This window comes from Acinetobacter sp. LMB-5, from assembly GCF_001541635.1.
Lineage (GTDB): Bacteria > Pseudomonadota > Gammaproteobacteria > Pseudomonadales > Moraxellaceae > Acinetobacter > Acinetobacter pittii.
This window is the reverse complement of sequence record NZ_LRDR01000006.1, coordinates 51,338-67,080: the sequence shown is the minus strand read 5'-3', so window position 1 is coordinate 67,080 and position 15,743 is coordinate 51,338. Positions and strand designations below refer to the sequence as shown.

Annotated in this window: 19 protein-coding genes; 2 read left to right on the top strand and 17 right to left on the bottom strand. The window is 33.0% G+C overall.

The genetic code is table 11. From position 1 onward, the window contains the following. Positions 1 to 12: 12 nt before the first annotated feature. The 5 genes from AW165_RS09225 to AW165_RS09205 form a co-directional block, all read right to left on the bottom strand. Positions 13 to 1,023 (bottom strand): fimbrial protein, encoded by a 1,011-nt coding sequence (locus AW165_RS09225; protein ID WP_060465628.1) that lies wholly within the window; start codon positions 1,021 to 1,023, stop codon positions 13 to 15. Continuing rightward, positions 1,020 to 3,578 carry a fimbria/pilus outer membrane usher protein gene (locus AW165_RS09220; protein WP_060465627.1) on the bottom strand — a complete coding sequence of 853 codons (2,559 nt, stop codon included), beginning with the start codon at positions 3,576 to 3,578 and terminating at the stop codon, positions 1,020 to 1,022. Before AW165_RS09220 ends, AW165_RS09225 begins: the two co-directional genes overlap by 4 nt. A gap of 58 nt (positions 3,579 to 3,636) precedes the next feature. After that, positions 3,637 to 4,371 (bottom strand): molecular chaperone, encoded by a 735-nt coding sequence (locus AW165_RS09215; RefSeq protein ID WP_000774083.1) that lies wholly within the window; start codon positions 4,369 to 4,371, stop codon positions 3,637 to 3,639. Positions 4,372 to 4,457: 86 nt separating this feature from the next. Beyond that, positions 4,458 to 4,991 carry a fimbrial protein gene (locus tag AW165_RS09210; protein WP_000731817.1) on the bottom strand — a complete coding sequence of 178 codons (534 nt, stop codon included), beginning with the start codon at positions 4,989 to 4,991 and terminating at the stop codon, positions 4,458 to 4,460. 480 nt (positions 4,992 to 5,471) lie between these two features. Next, complete coding sequence (locus AW165_RS09205) at positions 5,472 to 5,762, bottom strand: hypothetical protein (protein WP_060465626.1); 291 nt, start codon at positions 5,760 to 5,762, stop codon at positions 5,472 to 5,474. Between the two features lie 671 nt (positions 5,763 to 6,433). Between AW165_RS09205 and AW165_RS20230 the strand changes: the two genes are divergently transcribed. Together AW165_RS20230 and AW165_RS09200 are read left to right on the top strand one after the other, a co-directional pair. Next, on the top strand, positions 6,434 to 6,556 hold the full coding sequence (locus tag AW165_RS20230; RefSeq protein WP_265733003.1) for a hypothetical protein: 123 nt from the start codon (positions 6,434 to 6,436) through the stop codon (positions 6,554 to 6,556). A gap of 6 nt (positions 6,557 to 6,562) precedes the next feature. Then, positions 6,563 to 6,808, top strand: a complete 246-nt coding sequence (locus AW165_RS09200) for a hypothetical protein (RefSeq protein WP_228138747.1) — start codon at positions 6,563 to 6,565, stop codon at positions 6,806 to 6,808. A 450-nt stretch (positions 6,809 to 7,258) separates the two neighbouring features. Here AW165_RS09200 and AW165_RS09195 read toward each other — a convergent pair whose 3' ends face one another. The 12 genes from AW165_RS09195 to AW165_RS09140 form a co-directional block, all read right to left on the bottom strand. Continuing rightward, the gene (locus tag AW165_RS09195; protein ID WP_060465625.1) at positions 7,259 to 7,501 is read right to left on the bottom strand and encodes a hypothetical protein; all 243 of its coding nucleotides are present in this window, start codon (positions 7,499 to 7,501) and stop codon (positions 7,259 to 7,261) included. A gap of 41 nt (positions 7,502 to 7,542) precedes the next feature. Continuing rightward, entirely contained in the window at positions 7,543 to 8,427 is an 885-nt protein-coding gene (locus AW165_RS09190; protein ID WP_081410593.1) for a DUF2971 domain-containing protein, read from the bottom strand. A gap of 69 nt (positions 8,428 to 8,496) precedes the next feature. Continuing rightward, the gene (locus AW165_RS09185; protein WP_155859638.1) at positions 8,497 to 9,324 is read right to left on the bottom strand and encodes a hypothetical protein; all 828 of its coding nucleotides are present in this window, start codon (positions 9,322 to 9,324) and stop codon (positions 8,497 to 8,499) included. Between the two features lie 102 nt (positions 9,325 to 9,426). Further along, positions 9,427 to 9,669, bottom strand: coding sequence for a hypothetical protein (locus AW165_RS09180; protein WP_060465622.1), 243 nt, complete (start codon positions 9,667 to 9,669; stop codon positions 9,427 to 9,429). Positions 9,670 to 9,865: 196 nt separating this feature from the next. Continuing rightward, entirely contained in the window at positions 9,866 to 11,116 is a 1,251-nt protein-coding gene (locus AW165_RS09175; RefSeq protein ID WP_060465621.1) for a zonular occludens toxin domain-containing protein, read from the bottom strand. Positions 11,117 to 11,191: 75 nt separating this feature from the next. Next, positions 11,192 to 11,473, bottom strand: a complete 282-nt coding sequence (locus tag AW165_RS09170; RefSeq protein WP_060465620.1) for a DUF2523 family protein — start codon at positions 11,471 to 11,473, stop codon at positions 11,192 to 11,194. After that, positions 11,466 to 12,815, bottom strand: coding sequence for a virulence factor TspB C-terminal domain-related protein (locus AW165_RS09165; protein WP_060465619.1), 1,350 nt, complete (start codon positions 12,813 to 12,815; stop codon positions 11,466 to 11,468). The genes AW165_RS09170 and AW165_RS09165 overlap by 8 nt, the downstream gene beginning before the upstream one ends. A 95-nt stretch (positions 12,816 to 12,910) precedes the next feature. Beyond that, complete coding sequence (locus AW165_RS09160) at positions 12,911 to 13,183, bottom strand: major capsid protein (protein ID WP_060465618.1); 273 nt, start codon at positions 13,181 to 13,183, stop codon at positions 12,911 to 12,913. Between the two features lie 17 nt (positions 13,184 to 13,200). Continuing rightward, complete coding sequence (locus tag AW165_RS09155) at positions 13,201 to 13,404, bottom strand: hypothetical protein (RefSeq protein ID WP_060465617.1); 204 nt, start codon at positions 13,402 to 13,404, stop codon at positions 13,201 to 13,203. Positions 13,405 to 13,630: 226 nt separating this feature from the next. After that, on the bottom strand, positions 13,631 to 13,846 hold the full coding sequence (locus tag AW165_RS09150) for a hypothetical protein (RefSeq protein WP_060465616.1): 216 nt from the start codon (positions 13,844 to 13,846) through the stop codon (positions 13,631 to 13,633). Positions 13,847 to 13,851: 5 nt separating this feature from the next. Further along, positions 13,852 to 14,142: a hypothetical protein gene (locus AW165_RS09145; protein ID WP_060465615.1), complete on the bottom strand. Its 291-nt coding sequence runs from the start codon at positions 14,140 to 14,142 to the stop codon at positions 13,852 to 13,854. A 17-nt stretch (positions 14,143 to 14,159) separates the two neighbouring features. Continuing rightward, on the bottom strand, positions 14,160 to 15,428 hold the full coding sequence (locus tag AW165_RS09140) for a phage/plasmid replication protein, II/X family (protein ID WP_060465614.1): 1,269 nt from the start codon (positions 15,426 to 15,428) through the stop codon (positions 14,160 to 14,162). Between the last annotated feature and the right edge of the window lie 315 nt (positions 15,429 to 15,743).

Here is a 15,743-nt window from a genome sequence, read left to right as displayed (position 1 = left end):
TATTGAATATGATTAATCATATTCAATAGTTACAGTAGCCATTGCACGAACTTTACCAGCAGTCACATTTGTTGCTGTTTGATAGTAGCGGGCAGTCATCGGTACGTTATATTGAAGTATCTGATTAGAAGACAATGAACCTAAAGCTAATTTATCGCCTTTTTTGATGACTTGATTTTTATTTTGATAATTCCAGAGTAACTGCACACCGACACCATTGGCTTTTTCAGACGTAGCAGCCGTATTTGCCAATACCTGGCTATTTGTGCCGTCTTGGGTAAAGTCATAACTTAAACTAATAGTGTTTTTCTGTTCATAACCCGCAGGGCTTGTACCACCATTACATAAGAGGTTCATATCAAAGGTTTGTTCACCTTGAGTAGAACCAACGCCTTTGAAACCAGCCTTTGTAACGGTCGGGAGCTGTACAACTTTATTAATATTACCTTGAATTTCACATGAAGAAGAAGCAATCGTAATTGCATTAGCATTAACAGTACTTGTTAAGAAGGGTTTATCTGGATAGCCACGGATATAATAACTACTATATCTGCCTGGCACTAAAGTCCCAGAACCTGTTTGTGGAGCAATTTTAATGATTTCCACAACAAAGTAACCTGGTGCTAAAAAACGTCTACCGGATATTCCACCACGTACATAAGGATAATAACCAGAAAAATTAGTGTTATTTTCTGCTTCACGATATAGGCGAATACCAATGCCGGGAATATTAGTAGTATAAATGCTATTGCCTAAAGAGCTTAAAGGGTAAGCTTGAGTTAATTCAGCAATCGCCCTATCATAACTATCACAAGATATCGCTAGAGTGCCTTTATCACTAATAGGAAAAGTTGCTTTTCTTAATATTGTACCCACTGGATCAGTGGGTCTTACAACTACACGCCCCACACTCATAAGGACATCATTTGCTTGATAATTAGTTATAATGCACGAAGCATTAGCTCCGCCATATATACCAAGACCAGCCGTAAATAAGAAACCTGTTAATAATATTCTTTTCATTTGCAGACAGCCTCAGTCATTACCATGCTTTGTTGCTTATTTTGCAACTGATTACTAATGTTGTACTCAACTGAACAACGTTCATTGCTTTCGTCACCCCATTTCACATAGAGACGATCTTGAGCAAGTGGGGTACGTAAGTAAATCATACTACCTTGAGCAACAATACCTACAGCTTCATCTTTCTGATTAAAGACTTGAGCAGCAAACGGTAAACTGTTGCCATCAGCAGTTTTACTATTAATGTAAACTGCATAACCTGTTTTGGTCGCAAAATCTACTTTAGCAATTGCACCAGCAAAAGGCGCAATACGTTGACTAGTTTCTTCTAGCTCTACTTGGCTCGACATTTCTTGTGGGTCAAGGGTAATGTCATTAAGACGGTACGGAGTAACATAAGGAACTACTGCATAACCCGCCTTATTTACGCTTAAACCAACAGCATTATTAACTTTTGCTCCAGCGGCTTCTGGTGCATGCACAAGTACCATTGTTTGACCTTGTTCAGGTCCAAATAAAACACCTTCTGAATGTGCAACTACACTACCAGTTAAGCTAACCATCGCTTGTTGGTAAGAATCAGCCACACTATATGATCCGCCAACAGTTGTATAGTTAGTACGATAACGTCCATTTACGTTAAATGATGGATTTGAATAGTCTTGATGTGACATTGAAGCGCCGTAGCTAAAGCGATCTCCAACCATGCCACTTGCACCAACAGTACGACTGTCTTCAGAAGCAGTAACGTTAACGTTGACTGAATTCTTCTTGAAATCAATCGGGAACGATAATGTCATTAAATATTCAGTATCGTGTGTTTGATTGGTTGAGCCATATTCAACTTTACGGTTAATTGCAGATAAACCATAAGTTAAACCATGGAAGTTATTACTGTACCCAACCTGATATTGTTTAGTACTTTCACTACGGTTCCAATAATCTACCCACGAACCTACTACATAAAAGTTACCCCAGCCTTCAGGTAATCCTTGGTTTAAGGTAATTTGGAATTCACTACGTTGACGACCAGCAGAGTAGGTATTAATGCCTTTTTCTTCAAAATCACGAATCTGTAGAGCATCACGTAATTTATAGAAGTTTTCTGTTGAGTAACGATAAGCTGCTAGTGTTAAGTTTGTGTTGGTTGGAGTAATTAACTTGCTATAACTTAAACGGAAACTTTGTCCTGACTGTGAAGACTGTTTTTCAAATTCAGCTTCAGAGTGGGTAATATCTAATGCCACGGCACCAATTGGTGTAGCAAAAGCGGCACCCAACAGTATAGCGGCATAATTTTCAGTTGCTTGTATGCCTGTATAACCTGTTAGGTAATTATTAATCCCTTGTTGATATTTACCTTGAACAACCCAAGGATCAATATCAATATCTGAATCACGGAACTGACCAATAGTTAAAGCATAACGGTTCATGCCAGGGCGTAGCATCTGCACAACAGATGCATAAGGCACAGCAAATTTCTGTATTTCCCCATTCGCTTCGATAACAGAAACTTCAATTTCTCCACCAAAACCAGTAGGGTAAAGGTCATTAATTTCAAAGTTACCTGGTGCTACTGTTGTTTGATAGATAAGTTGACCTTGTTGGCGAACTTCAACCTTTGCATTGGTTTTAGCATTACCACGAATACGTGGAGCATAACCCACCATACTATTTGGCAACATTCGATCATCACTTGAAAAATCAATACCGCGATAACCATATGAATCAAATATTTCGCCATTTGTAAAACTATCACCTAGTGTTAAGACACCGCGATATTTAGGGAAAGCTCTTTGTAAATATGTACTCGTTTCTTCGTAGCTTGATTTAGATTGATTTTCGGGAGGGGTATCTTGCCATTGCCACTGGCCATTATGACGTAATTGCCATCCAGCTAAATTTAGCCCAGCAGTCACTCCCATAAACGCATTTGAAGTTTCGCGTATATCGCCAGATTGATTAAAAGTCTTATATGCACTACCGTTATAAGATAAAAATCCAGCATTAATACCACGATCCCATACACTTGGGTCGACATAGCCTTGCGCATTTTTTTGCAAAGCAACTTGTGGAATGGAAATATCTACACGTAAACGAGAGGTATCAAACTCATAAAATGCATTTTCAACCCATTCTTCAATTTTATAACAACTACTATTTTCTTTTTGGAGGGTAGTGTGCTGCGATAGAACTTCTTGTTTTACACCATATTCAAGAAGATTATTTCCAGTAAAACACGTTACAGCATTTTTATTTGGATCTAATGCTTTAAAAAACATGCGACGTTTGCCAAACCATTGGCCATTTACATAAACGTCAACGTTATATTCGCCCGGTAAAACAGGATTACCATATTTAAACCGAGAAATATCAACTTTTTGTGCATCACCAATTAAAAAAGCAGAATCAAATTCAGCTTCCACTGGTGCACTCGCGGCTGTTTCTTCAGCATGCACGAATACAGGCATTGTCATTGTGACAACACCAGAAGCCAAGTAATAACAAATATGGCGTTTTAATAATTTATAAGATTCTTGCCTTTTTTTTGGCATAACTAAGTCCGCCTACTCACATAATAGGTGCTTAAATTTATTAAAAAGATAAATCTGATTACTGAAGTTTTATTTGGTGTTCGACTCGACCACCGTAGTCATTGACATTCATAAAACTCATATCTTGAAGATTGCCATTCTTAAGCTGAACAGACTCTTCAGAAAAAGGTTTAATCATTAACCCTTGAGGTAACAAATCAACTTTTTTATCACCAACCTTCTGATAAACAGAAGTCATTGTGATATGAAAAGGCGTTGGATTTTTTACCTTTAAATTTTGACCAGATTTAACCCATTGAAGCTTATCAGCTGCTAAATTCGCATCTTCTTTAATTGAAGCTGGGCGATAGAAGAATTTAATTCGTGAACGAATTGCTAATTGCAGAAAATTATCAGGAGTCGCATTTTCGCCTTTTGATGTTGGTCTTGGAGGAATATCCAAAACATTCAACCACAAAACTGTTTCTTGCTTTTGATTTAGCTGAGAAGCCGTTGGCAAAGCAGTAATACGAAGCGTCTGACTTTTTGTTGCTTCAACACGAGAAATAGGAGGAGCAATCATAAAAGGAACTTTTGATTGATCCGGTGTGCTTTTTGAGTCGCCTTCATCAAGCCATGCCTGGACAAGTGCTGGTTTTGAACCGTTATTACTAACTTGTAGTGTAACTTCGCGAGCATCCGAAGGATAAATCACACGAGTACCATGAATTACAATTTCTGCTTGAGTAGCAGGTGCAACAACTGCTGAAGCAAATGCCAGACCTAACAAAAAATTATAACTGTTCAATTTCATTTCAGAATTCACAACCAAGAAAGATTCGGGAAAGCGCCACAAAACAAGGGCTTCTATGCGAACACAGAAACCCCACCATCAATTAATTATTGATAGATAATTGTGTATTGAACAGAAGTATTTACTTTACCAGCAGTAGAAGCGCCAGTTGCATAGTATTCAGCATAGTAGTTAAGGTCTGCGCTACCAGCTGCAGCTACGTCAACCCATTGAGAGTTAGCTTGAGCACCGTTTGCACCAGCAGCAAGAACTGGGATGAAGTTGTTGTTGCTACCTAAAAGTTGAACGTTAACGTTTTTAGCACCAGTAGCATCTTTGTTAAGTAAACGACCAGTATTAAAGTCAACGTTAGCACCTGGTTCGAAGTAAGTAGCTACTTTACCTTCAGAACAGTTAGCTAATTTAATTTGGAAAGGAGTACGACCAGCAACATCACCAGCAACAGCTAAAGTTTGTTTAGAAACAGTTGGAAGAGTAACTGTGAAGTCTTTACCAGCAGGGGTAACGATGTCACAAGTTTTATCTGTAACTAAACCATTAATTGTAATTGTACCATCAGCAGCTTGAGCATTCGCAATCCCTACAACCGAAAGAGCAGCGATTAAAGCAAGTTTTTTCATAGTGTTTCTCAAAAGTCTGGATATAAAGTTTAATTCCTTACTTTTCCAGTGTGTGACATCTTGAAAAGTAATGTAACAATGCTAACACTTTCCAAACAAAATGCAAACTAGATCACATTATTTTTTCATAATTTTAATTGAATCACATGATTTAATTGGATTATATGAGGTCCTACAAATGGCCATATTATTGTTTATAAAAGTTTTTTTGTTTTATAGAAAGGCTTTGTGACTGTTATAGGCAATTTACATAAGAACACAATGTAAATAGAAAAAGAATTAAAAAAATTAAGTGAAAAATAATCTTAAATTCTTAGAATACAATTATATAGAATAAATTCTGTATATGTATATAGGAAAAACATATAAATAGTCATTTTTTATGAAAAAAGAGTGGCTCATCAATCAATTCATCAAAACATGCGATGAATTCGACAAATCACTCTTTCATCAAACTTATTACAGAAATAAGTTGGGATATTAATGGTAGTTAATAAGCACGACTTTGTGATTAGAACTTATGCTCTCAATACTTGTGTCCATTTTCTCAGTATGTTGAGCTAATTTAAAAAGACTATCTTTATTTAAATATTCACTATCAAGCTTAATATTTAAATTATTTACCTCAACACATTCTATCTCACTATGTTCTCTTGAACATGTATCTTCAACAACATTTCCTCTTATCATTATCGTGTTACTTGCATAACAAAATAGTGGGGAAGTGGAAAGCACCATCAAAACAAGAAGCTTAAATATATTATTTTTCATTTTATATATACCTATTTATTAAATAGTTAATATAAGAGATACAATATTTTTTATTTAAAAACAATATAAAGATTTACTTTAATAATAAATAAATAAATAACATGTGACCTGTATCTCACTAATTATTTCATTTATATAAATAGTTATTGCTTTACAGGTCTTTAATTAAAAATGATAATTAAATCACACTTTTATACCAATAATGAATCTTGGTTGATATAAAATTAAATTACTGATAATAAATACATTAATTGAAATATCTTTAATTTTTAAAAAACAATTAGGAAGGTTGCAATAATTTAACAATTAATATTATTTAATATAACAATATATGATTGTTAAAAGTTAATTATATAATTACAATTCCAGCATCAATATTTATGATAATTATATAAATTAAAATAAAAGGCTTTAATTAATTAAAACAACTTTGAATGCATTTTAAACAACAAATAAAAATATTTAGCATTATTAAATAAATTGTCATCATATAGTGTTAAGCTATAATACTGCCTGAAGTCACAATTTGATTCTTAAATAAGTAACTTAAGTGAAATTAAGACCTGATTAGTGCAATGATACTCAAAAAAATAAAGATTATTCAGTTGTCAATAATTTTTTTATTTAATTGTGTTATAGTAAAACTCTATACACTTTACAAGAACTTATAAATGAAACGAATAATAATTAGCTTGATTGGTCTATCATTATTTAACTTGGCTCAAGCGCAGGATTATCCAAATTATGAGGATGAAAAGAAATATCTGCAAATGTTAGAAAAAGTTTATCCATGATTATCTGTGATCGTACATGGAAAACTGATACTAAATAGTGTAGAAAACGACATAAAAAGCCTTTCAGAAAAAGACAAAAAATATGTTTGTGATATGGCAAATGCAGCTATAACTATTGATAGAATAGTTATGAATACGCCAGTTCATGAATATTATTTTGAATCAACAAACTATCTGCAAAATTTCATTACAACTGATTCAGCAAAAATTCTTAAAGCAGAATTACAACTAACGGGATATAACTGTGTTTAAATTAAAATCATTGCATGATTAGATGTAAATCTAATCATGCAATGATTTTACATGGTTACTTCAGGGCAAAGGCGTTAAATACATTGTTGTAGATGTAAAGCCACCGCAACCAAACAAAATTGTTTAAATAAAAAAGCTTTGCGTATGTTTAACTCAACTTATTACTTTTTAGTCTTATAAAATTCAATAGCTTAACTTTATGAGGTAATAAGTACAGTTAAACGTACGGCAACAGAATCAAGGACTTAATAATGAATTATATAACTGTTCGTATAATGTATATTATGTTAAATAGAATATCTAAAGACTGTAGCCTACACAACACTGTATGTAGCTACAGCTCAGCAACGTGAATCCCTATGATCATAATTCACGTTGCTGAGTATCCTAAGTAACATAAGATAAGTTATGCGCAAATCCGACCACTACTCGATTTGCGTGCAAGCAAGCTTACACAAATCTGCGTGGCTTATTTACCAACTTTTTAACTTTAAAAATTCCCTTCCGATTGATTTGCCTATTCGAAATATGATCTCGATTTAATCTTTTAACAAAAACTGACTTACCATCTGGAGTTATACTCAAAAGCATGTCCTTCTCAACATAAAGTACAGTTTCAGTAAGCGCTGTTTTAACAAATGCTTCTCTCAGTATATAACCTGCAATTTTTGCAATATCACGCTCATTTGACATATCTAAAATCTCAAATTAATTTCAATGTAATAGAGCTTTGATTAGCGATAAGACGCCTCAGAACGCTTCACCTTTACATCCTTTAACCCCATTGTACTCATAGCAAGTACAACTCCCATGGGATGAGCATTGTTTTTAGGTCCAAGTATTACTTCTTTAATTGGGTTAATCTCATTGTGGAAAAAATCAAAGTCTATATAGGCTGTAGGTACACTTGTATTCATTCTATAATTAATACAATAAGTAACTGGTTCTCCATCTACAAAGCCATTATCAAACCTATACTTAGGATTATTTTCATCAGAAATATCTAACAAAGCAACGTGAACTAATCTAGTTTCAAGTTCTTCTTTGAAAGCAGGATTTTTAAAACGTGCCAAGTTTACTGACAATTCATGACTTAATTCAGTAAATGCTTCATTTTCCTTTTTGTCGGTTGATTTAAACAATTTATTAAGAGTCAAAAGAATTGTTGAAAGATTCTCATTTTGTTTCTCTAAATCATAAATAACATCCAAGATTCTAATCGGCATTTTGAGTAAATCTTTTGCAGAGAAGCCTAAGCAATAACCAGTTGCATCATTTGTATATGCTCGCCATTGGCTCAATACATCACCATCTTTAGATAAACAACATATTAGTTTTAGATATTGGAAACTTGAAAAATGTAATATTTCATCAAGTCGTTCTAAAAATTCTATTGAGATCTTTTCTTCGGAGATTAGTTTATTTCCAACTTGAATAAGTAAATCATATCCCCAACTCCCTTCTAAAGAATCATTCATACTATTCATGTCTGAAAATCTTAATTTTTTTCCAGTGCAAATCGCTAAAAATGTGTCTGAAGAACAGTAGTGATAAAAAATCAAATCATCTGGGCAGTTATCAATAACTCCCATTAATTCACTATAAGTTGAACTATGCATATGAACTCTTTTTAAATATAACGATTTTAATTAAACATAATAAAATTATTTCTTTACAACCTTTCTAGCTTAATAATTACACTTGTACCAACCAGATTTGTTGTCCCATATCACACGGCCAGACTCAAGTGGTGTCTGCTTGTAAAGAACATTATTTCCTGAGCCGATTCCACCGTTATCACTCAACCAACCTTTGATATTAATTTTAATATTCTGATTTTCATTTCCTAAACTTTCTAAACTTGCGATAACCTTTGCCCCAGGAACTGGTCTAAATTGTGGTCGACCATAAACGAGCATACCAGTATATTCAGAAACATCAGTATCTTTACAAATTGTAGCTCCAATATCCTTCGATGTTGGAGCTTTAGCAAGTATATTCTTTTGATATTCAATAGCTTTTTGTTTTTCTTTTATAATCTGTTGAGACTTATAATTTTCTAATCTTTGAAGTTCTTGATCACGAATTCTTTTTTGTTGATTAACGAAGCTTTGATCTACCTGCATAGTTTTAATATAGACATCATTTCTAATGGCTCTAACTTTTTGAATATTAACGAACCAACTTTTATTATTATTGCTAAATGAGCAACCGTATGTACCATAGATAGAATACGCATCTATTTTATAAAAACTACCTTGTTGTGATTTACATAGTGAACTCATATATGTATATGGTATTTGTTCCTGATTCAATGAAATTTGATATATACCCCCTTCTCCATTTTCTCCATTGAGCTTTTTAGCATTAATAAGCTCAACTGGTGTTTTATAGTTTTTAACATAGTCGGGTGTAATTGATCTGGCTAATGGCATGCCAAGAATCATTGTATCTATAGTTGTACATCCAGAAATTAAGCAACAAAAAATCGTTGTAAAAGACAATGTATGTTTCATAAATGAACTCATAATTTATAATGTAAGTCCAGAATATAAGAAATACTGAATAAAAAATAAAGTTAAATTAGTAGAAAGTATTAATCAATAAAAGGCTAATATTTACCAATATTTATAAACAGAAAAATCTCTCCTTACTGGCACAGATAAATGATGTTGTATTTTCTGTATCATCAACTTTATTTCATTAATTTCTTCATTTGTTGAACTAGCATTTGACTGAATGCAATTTAAATGTTGTTCAAGTAAGCAAATAATATATTCATAATCTTGCTCACGTAATTTACCGATTGATCGTGAATAACGCATATTTTTTCCAAAAAAAAGTGCATCACGAAGATGCACTTACCTACCAATTAACTCTTCCTTTTTAAGGAATCACTAATGTAGCGACCTCATTGAGGTCGCTGTTGAAATGGTGGTTTCAACAATAAAATAATACCAGAAAATCATAATAAATATATAGAATTTTTTAATAAAAAACATTAAATAATTTTATATAAAACAATTAATTAATACTTTTTAGCTTTTGTAAACCCTTCTAAATATTTGTACTATTTATTATACCTACTTCTCGATTTTCAACTTGATTAAGAGGTTGATTATCTAATAGATGTGGTTTCTTTATCTTCGAAAATTGTATGCGAACATTCTTTGTAGATAATTTTCTACACTCATCAACTGAGATATCAATAAACTCACCATTCGAATTTTTCGCATAGCAATCATTCGATGATTCAATAATCATTGCAATACGTTGCTGTTCTTCTTGCTCTACGCTTATTAATTGTTTCGTAGTTTCATTTTTTTCATCGTTAATTAATGTTTTTTTAGTCGGCGTGGGAGTTGATTGAATTAAATGAGCTTCTTCTTTTTTTGAACTACCAAATAATGAAAAAGAAGAATTATTTTCTCTTATAACTAAGAAATAAACAGAGAAACAAATTGCAGCAACAATTAAAAATGAAAAAGAAAGTAATTGCTTAGGAATTCTTGGTTTATGTGTATTGATACTTGTTGACTTATATAGTTTAAAAATTCGAGCCTGCGGTTTAAAACGAAATGAAGTTTCACAATTCAATTTGTTTACAAGAGTATTTGGATAAGCTCGGCAAGAACCAAATTGATATATTTTTGTTTTTCCACCATACGGTTTTGTTAAATGTCGATGACAGCCGATCAACTCTTTCACAGTCGGATGTAACAAGCTTGGGGCTTGTGTAATGAAATAAAAGTCAAAACCGCGATGTCGATGAATCGTCAGATGCTGAACAATTTCATGTTTCAGCTTTAAATCTGAGTAAGGTTCTACAAGTTGAACTTCATCAATTACAACAATCGAACCATCAGGGCAATCACGCCAGTCGTATGTTAATGCACGTACATAGTCAATTTTTAAAGATTTGATGTTTGTATAAATTGTTCTAACGGGTTCAAATATTTTAAAATCTTGTTCTCCATCCCGCTCATGAATACGTTCAATAATTTCGTTATAACGCGTTGAACGTAGAAAATAAAAGTCAGGTCTAAGATCATCATAATCTTCATTAAGAAAATCAAAATAATCATCTGAAAGTAATTCTAGATCTGTTTTTAACTCATGCCCAGATCCACTCTCAACTTCAAAATAACTAAAATCATTACGATACTTTTCAAAAATTGGGCGATTGTGTAGATAAATTGACTTATTTTTCTGTAAGTTGAGTTTGTTTTCTCGTTCAACTTTATCAAGCTGGGTTACTACATAGGCTGTTTTACAAGTACCAGGTACTCCAGTGATCAAATTAAGCATATTTAACCATTCCTAATTTCTTGATAGCACTCTCTTCCCTCCTTCGTCTGGATTCTCAGTCGGTAGAGAGTGCTATCAAGAACCTAATTTTTTAAGAGTCAATTTAGATGATGTTTGTACGTAACGCGTAACGATAGCGCCTAGAATGATTGAAAATGAATAATCAAAACCTGCGAGACCTGCCAAATTTAAAATCGTGGTTGGTACTGCGCCAAGTGAAGTTTTAAATGCGGTTACAGCGGTATCTAATACGATTAGAACAGTTGCAGATGAAGCGAGCGTAAGACCCGCGCCTTGCAAAACATTTTTTAAAAATCCTTTTTGCAAACTTGCAAAAATTGTTGCCAAACTACTCATTTGTACGGACTCCAGAAACAATCAAAACAGCAGCAAAAGAAGAAATGGCAATCACAATAGGTTTCATAATGTCGCTGAGCATTGAACAAAAAGGAGAAAAATCAGTTATGCCAAATTTTTGTGATTGGCCGCCATAATTAAAGTCATATGTGAGTGGTGCTGGACACTGACCATTAAATTTAATATCTGTATCAATAGTGATTGGTGGTGAGGTTTCAATATTTACGTTTGTTTGATCAGTTGGCTGCTCATTAAAATAATTTGAAGCCGCATCAACTTTACTTTTCATATAATCAAAAAAATCACAGGCAGGTTTTGCTACAGTACAAAATGCAGGATATGTCCCCGCTATACCGCTTGAATCAGAACCAGTTGAATTTGTTGAATCATTAAGATCAGGATATGTAGAAATATCTTCTTGTGTTGCTGAATCTGGGTAAGTTACATCACTTGGAATTGTCTTTCCACTTGCCGTTGTTGAAACGGGATAAGCTGAATCAACACTTCTTTGAATTGATATTGAATTACAGCTAGTCAAATAACAAAGTGTAGCTGTATCAGCTACTTGTTGATCAGTAGACGGTGTCTCAACATCTTTCGCAATATCCTTTTGTGTAACTATGGGGCGTACTTCAGTATCCGAATTTGGAATAACTGGAGCAGCAGTTTTATAGAAGATAAATTCTATGTTATTCGTTGAAGTAACTTGTCCGTTGCAAACAGCACCGCCTGTTTTTGAAATGCACGTTCTTTGAACACCGAATTTGCCATTTGTCGATGTCGTATTTAAAAAATCTACTGAAGAAAGTGAATAAGTATAAGAATAATCAGCTGTGCCAAGACTCAATTGTGAAGTAATTTGACCAACAGAGTCAGCACATAAATTAATTCGACAGAAAGTTACACCATCGAATTTTGAATCAAGATAATTTGCTGATGCAGTTGTATCAACACATTCACCATTTTTACATGAATATTTGTTTGAAAGATTTTGAAATTGTTGACCAAGCCATCCTCCTGCTTTTTGACCAGTTGCATACATCTCGGCAATGCCAGTTTTAATTGATTCAATTGATGAGTCAAACTCGCCATTTTGATAACGCGTAACTACTTCATCACCAACATATGCAACTGTTGTTGCCAAAATAAGCCCATGAACACTTGATTTAAATTTGGGATTTTTAATAACAGTACGAACTGTTTTATACGCATTACCAACTTTTACTTTTGTATCGTAGCTTGTCCAGGTGCCATCAGCGACAGATGCATAAGCTGAATTAAACATTGCAATATGAAATACATATGCAATGAATATTAAAAATATTTTATGACGAGTGCGCATGCAGCAAGAATGATAAAAATGGGTATCCAATTCAAAATGCTCGCTTCTTCCATTTAGACCTCAGAAGCCCCTAACAAGGGGCTGTATAGTTAAATTTAAGCTGAATTTGCACCGCGTTTTAAATAACGCCAGCCAGCGAAAACGCCCAAAACAATAAGTGCAACACCGAAAAGACCGAGGACGGTATCCTTGGCGCCTTCAATCTCGCCAGTGAGGCCGGTCGCATCAATTGAACTCGCAGCGCTAGCATGTAAAGCAAGAGCTGATCCAGCAGCAATAATTAATGATTGTTTAAAACGAGTCGAAAAGGTAGGTTTAAGCGATAATTCGCAAGCACCATTTTTTTCAATTACAGTTACTTTTTGCATGTGATATGCTCCAGTTGTTAAAGTTGATTTACTGCTTTTGCGATCACTGCAAAAGCAATGAAGCAAGCAGCGACAGCAATGAGTGAGGCACCAATTTGCACCATTTGAACTTTTGTTATCGCAAGCGATTGAAAAAGATCAATAAATTCAAAAGTTGTCCACTCTGAACACGTTTGTAAGCCGTTTTCGATTGGCGTTGAGAGTGTCTTGCAAACGTGCATTTCTTAAATTCCGCTTCGTTTTGGGAAGAAGATTAAACAAGTTATAAAACCCAAAAAAAATGAAATAACTAAATGCATTTCAGTAAAAAATTGAGGTATATAGTGAATCGAAGCTGCATCTATCATTTTCAATCTCCACATGTTTTTTTGTGTTTTAAATACACATTTTCATAAAAGAAAAAACATCCACAATTTTCACAACAATAAGTTAAATAGCTCATTTTCATTACTTTTTTAAATGATTAATATCTTTTAAATCACCAAGGTAAACGACATCTACAACACTTTTTTTCTGCTTCAGTTGCTCAATTAAAAAATCAATTTTCTGAATATTTAATTTGAGATCACGTGCAACTGATTGCTCACAATTTCTAGAAACTTCAAATAAATTTGAACGAATAGATGCTAGTTCAGCAATTTCATTATTTACATTAATTCCCATTTTGATTACTCGTTCACTGAGAATTGATCAGAATCAAGTGCGTAACCAGAAAATTTGTCATTAAAGACACGTTCACGAACCGCAACGATGATTTCTTTGCCAATATATTTTTTTAACTCAGCAGATAACCAACTAAATTTTTGCGGAATTGAAATCGAAACGACATCTTCAATTTCACGATTTAACTTGCTTGAAAACTTCTTCTGTGTCGTTACAAGTGAATGATAAACAATGTTTTTTTGTTCATCTTTATAATCACTGACATTTTCTAGTAAAAAAGTTGCATGTAATCTCATAATGATCTCTCTAAAAATTAAGAAGCTTTTGAAAAATTTGGAATTAAATGTTTGTAAATATGAGAATGAGGAGAAGTTGGCTCAACATAATCAGAAGGCAATTGATTTGAAAAATCGATTTCGATCAATTTTAAAAAAGGCACAATATTTTTCTCATCAATACTTTTCAGATTCTGAAGCTCAAATTTCGAGCAAAAATCACAATCAAGAATATCTTTCAAATTCTCGTAAAATTTAGAATTTGAAGTAATTTCTTTCACTTTGTCATAACCGAGACTTCTAATTGAAATGTAAAAGTTAAATAAATTGATTGATTTAACTTTTGACAAACGCCCAGTTCGAGTAATTTTGTCGTGAACAATACTGATCTTGTTTAGAATTTCATCATCGTTATAAATTTTCATACTCATATTTTCAAATCCTTCAAAAAGAGGAGAAAAAGCTTTTTGCCACAGTTCAATGCCCAAATTTGGGTTATCTCTTTCGAACGCAAAAAAATGCCACAAATTCAATGGAATACCGTTTTCATATAGCCACTGTTTTTTCAAGCGTGCTTCAAAACGGAGAAGATATTTAGAAAACTCGATGACAGATTCACAGTCTAAAAATTTTAATGAATCAATTGCTTGTAGATCGCCACGGCCAGCTTTCTTCTTTAAATCATTAATCTCATTCAGTAATTCTTCATGTTTGTCATAACACTTACGATTTAGACGTATTGAATTGTCTGAACCCCAATAAATTGTGGAATCAAAACTAGCTGATTTATTTGATTTTCTTAGCGATTTATTTGCTACGTTACGGAGAAAATTTTGCACTTGTTTCAGCTCTGTTTTACTTTTCATACGAGCTGATGCTGTGTAATCAATAGCAAGAATTTCAGCATTTGAAATATCTAAATATTGAATTAGTTTCGGATAGAGAAGATGAAGACTTGTGAGCACATCACAAACTGCGTGAAAGCCTGATTTTGGACCAAAAACATTATGTTTCTGCAGAATTTTTGATGGCGAAAATTTTATCTCTATCCGAGGTTTAAATTTGCAATTATTAAATACTTTGAGAGAAAAGCCGCTCAGATTTGATGCTACCGATTCGAACGGATGAAATAACTCTGTATGTTGTAAACAATCATTCTCATCAGCATAAACAACTCGTGCTGCTGTTTTAATACCGATAGCAACAAGATTAATATTTACAATGTGATATTCATTATCACTTGAAGATATTATTACGTGATCATAGAAATTAATTAATATATGTAACCAATCGTTTTGAATATGCATGATTCCACCAAATCAAACTTATCTAATGCGACAATAATTAAACATAACCAATAAAAAGTAAATAAAATAAAAAATCGCTCAATTTAATATTAATTTAAACAACACAAAAATAAAAACAAATTAAAAAACATATATTTAGAAAAACCATATACCGCAAATATAATATAAAAAACAGTAACTTATAAAAATTCATTTTGTAATTTTTTGTAAAATTAAATTGATTTAATTCATAATAAACCATATACCACAGTATTATATTTTTGCGGTATATGGTTAATATGACCTTCACCTATTAAATATTATTTTAAAATTTGC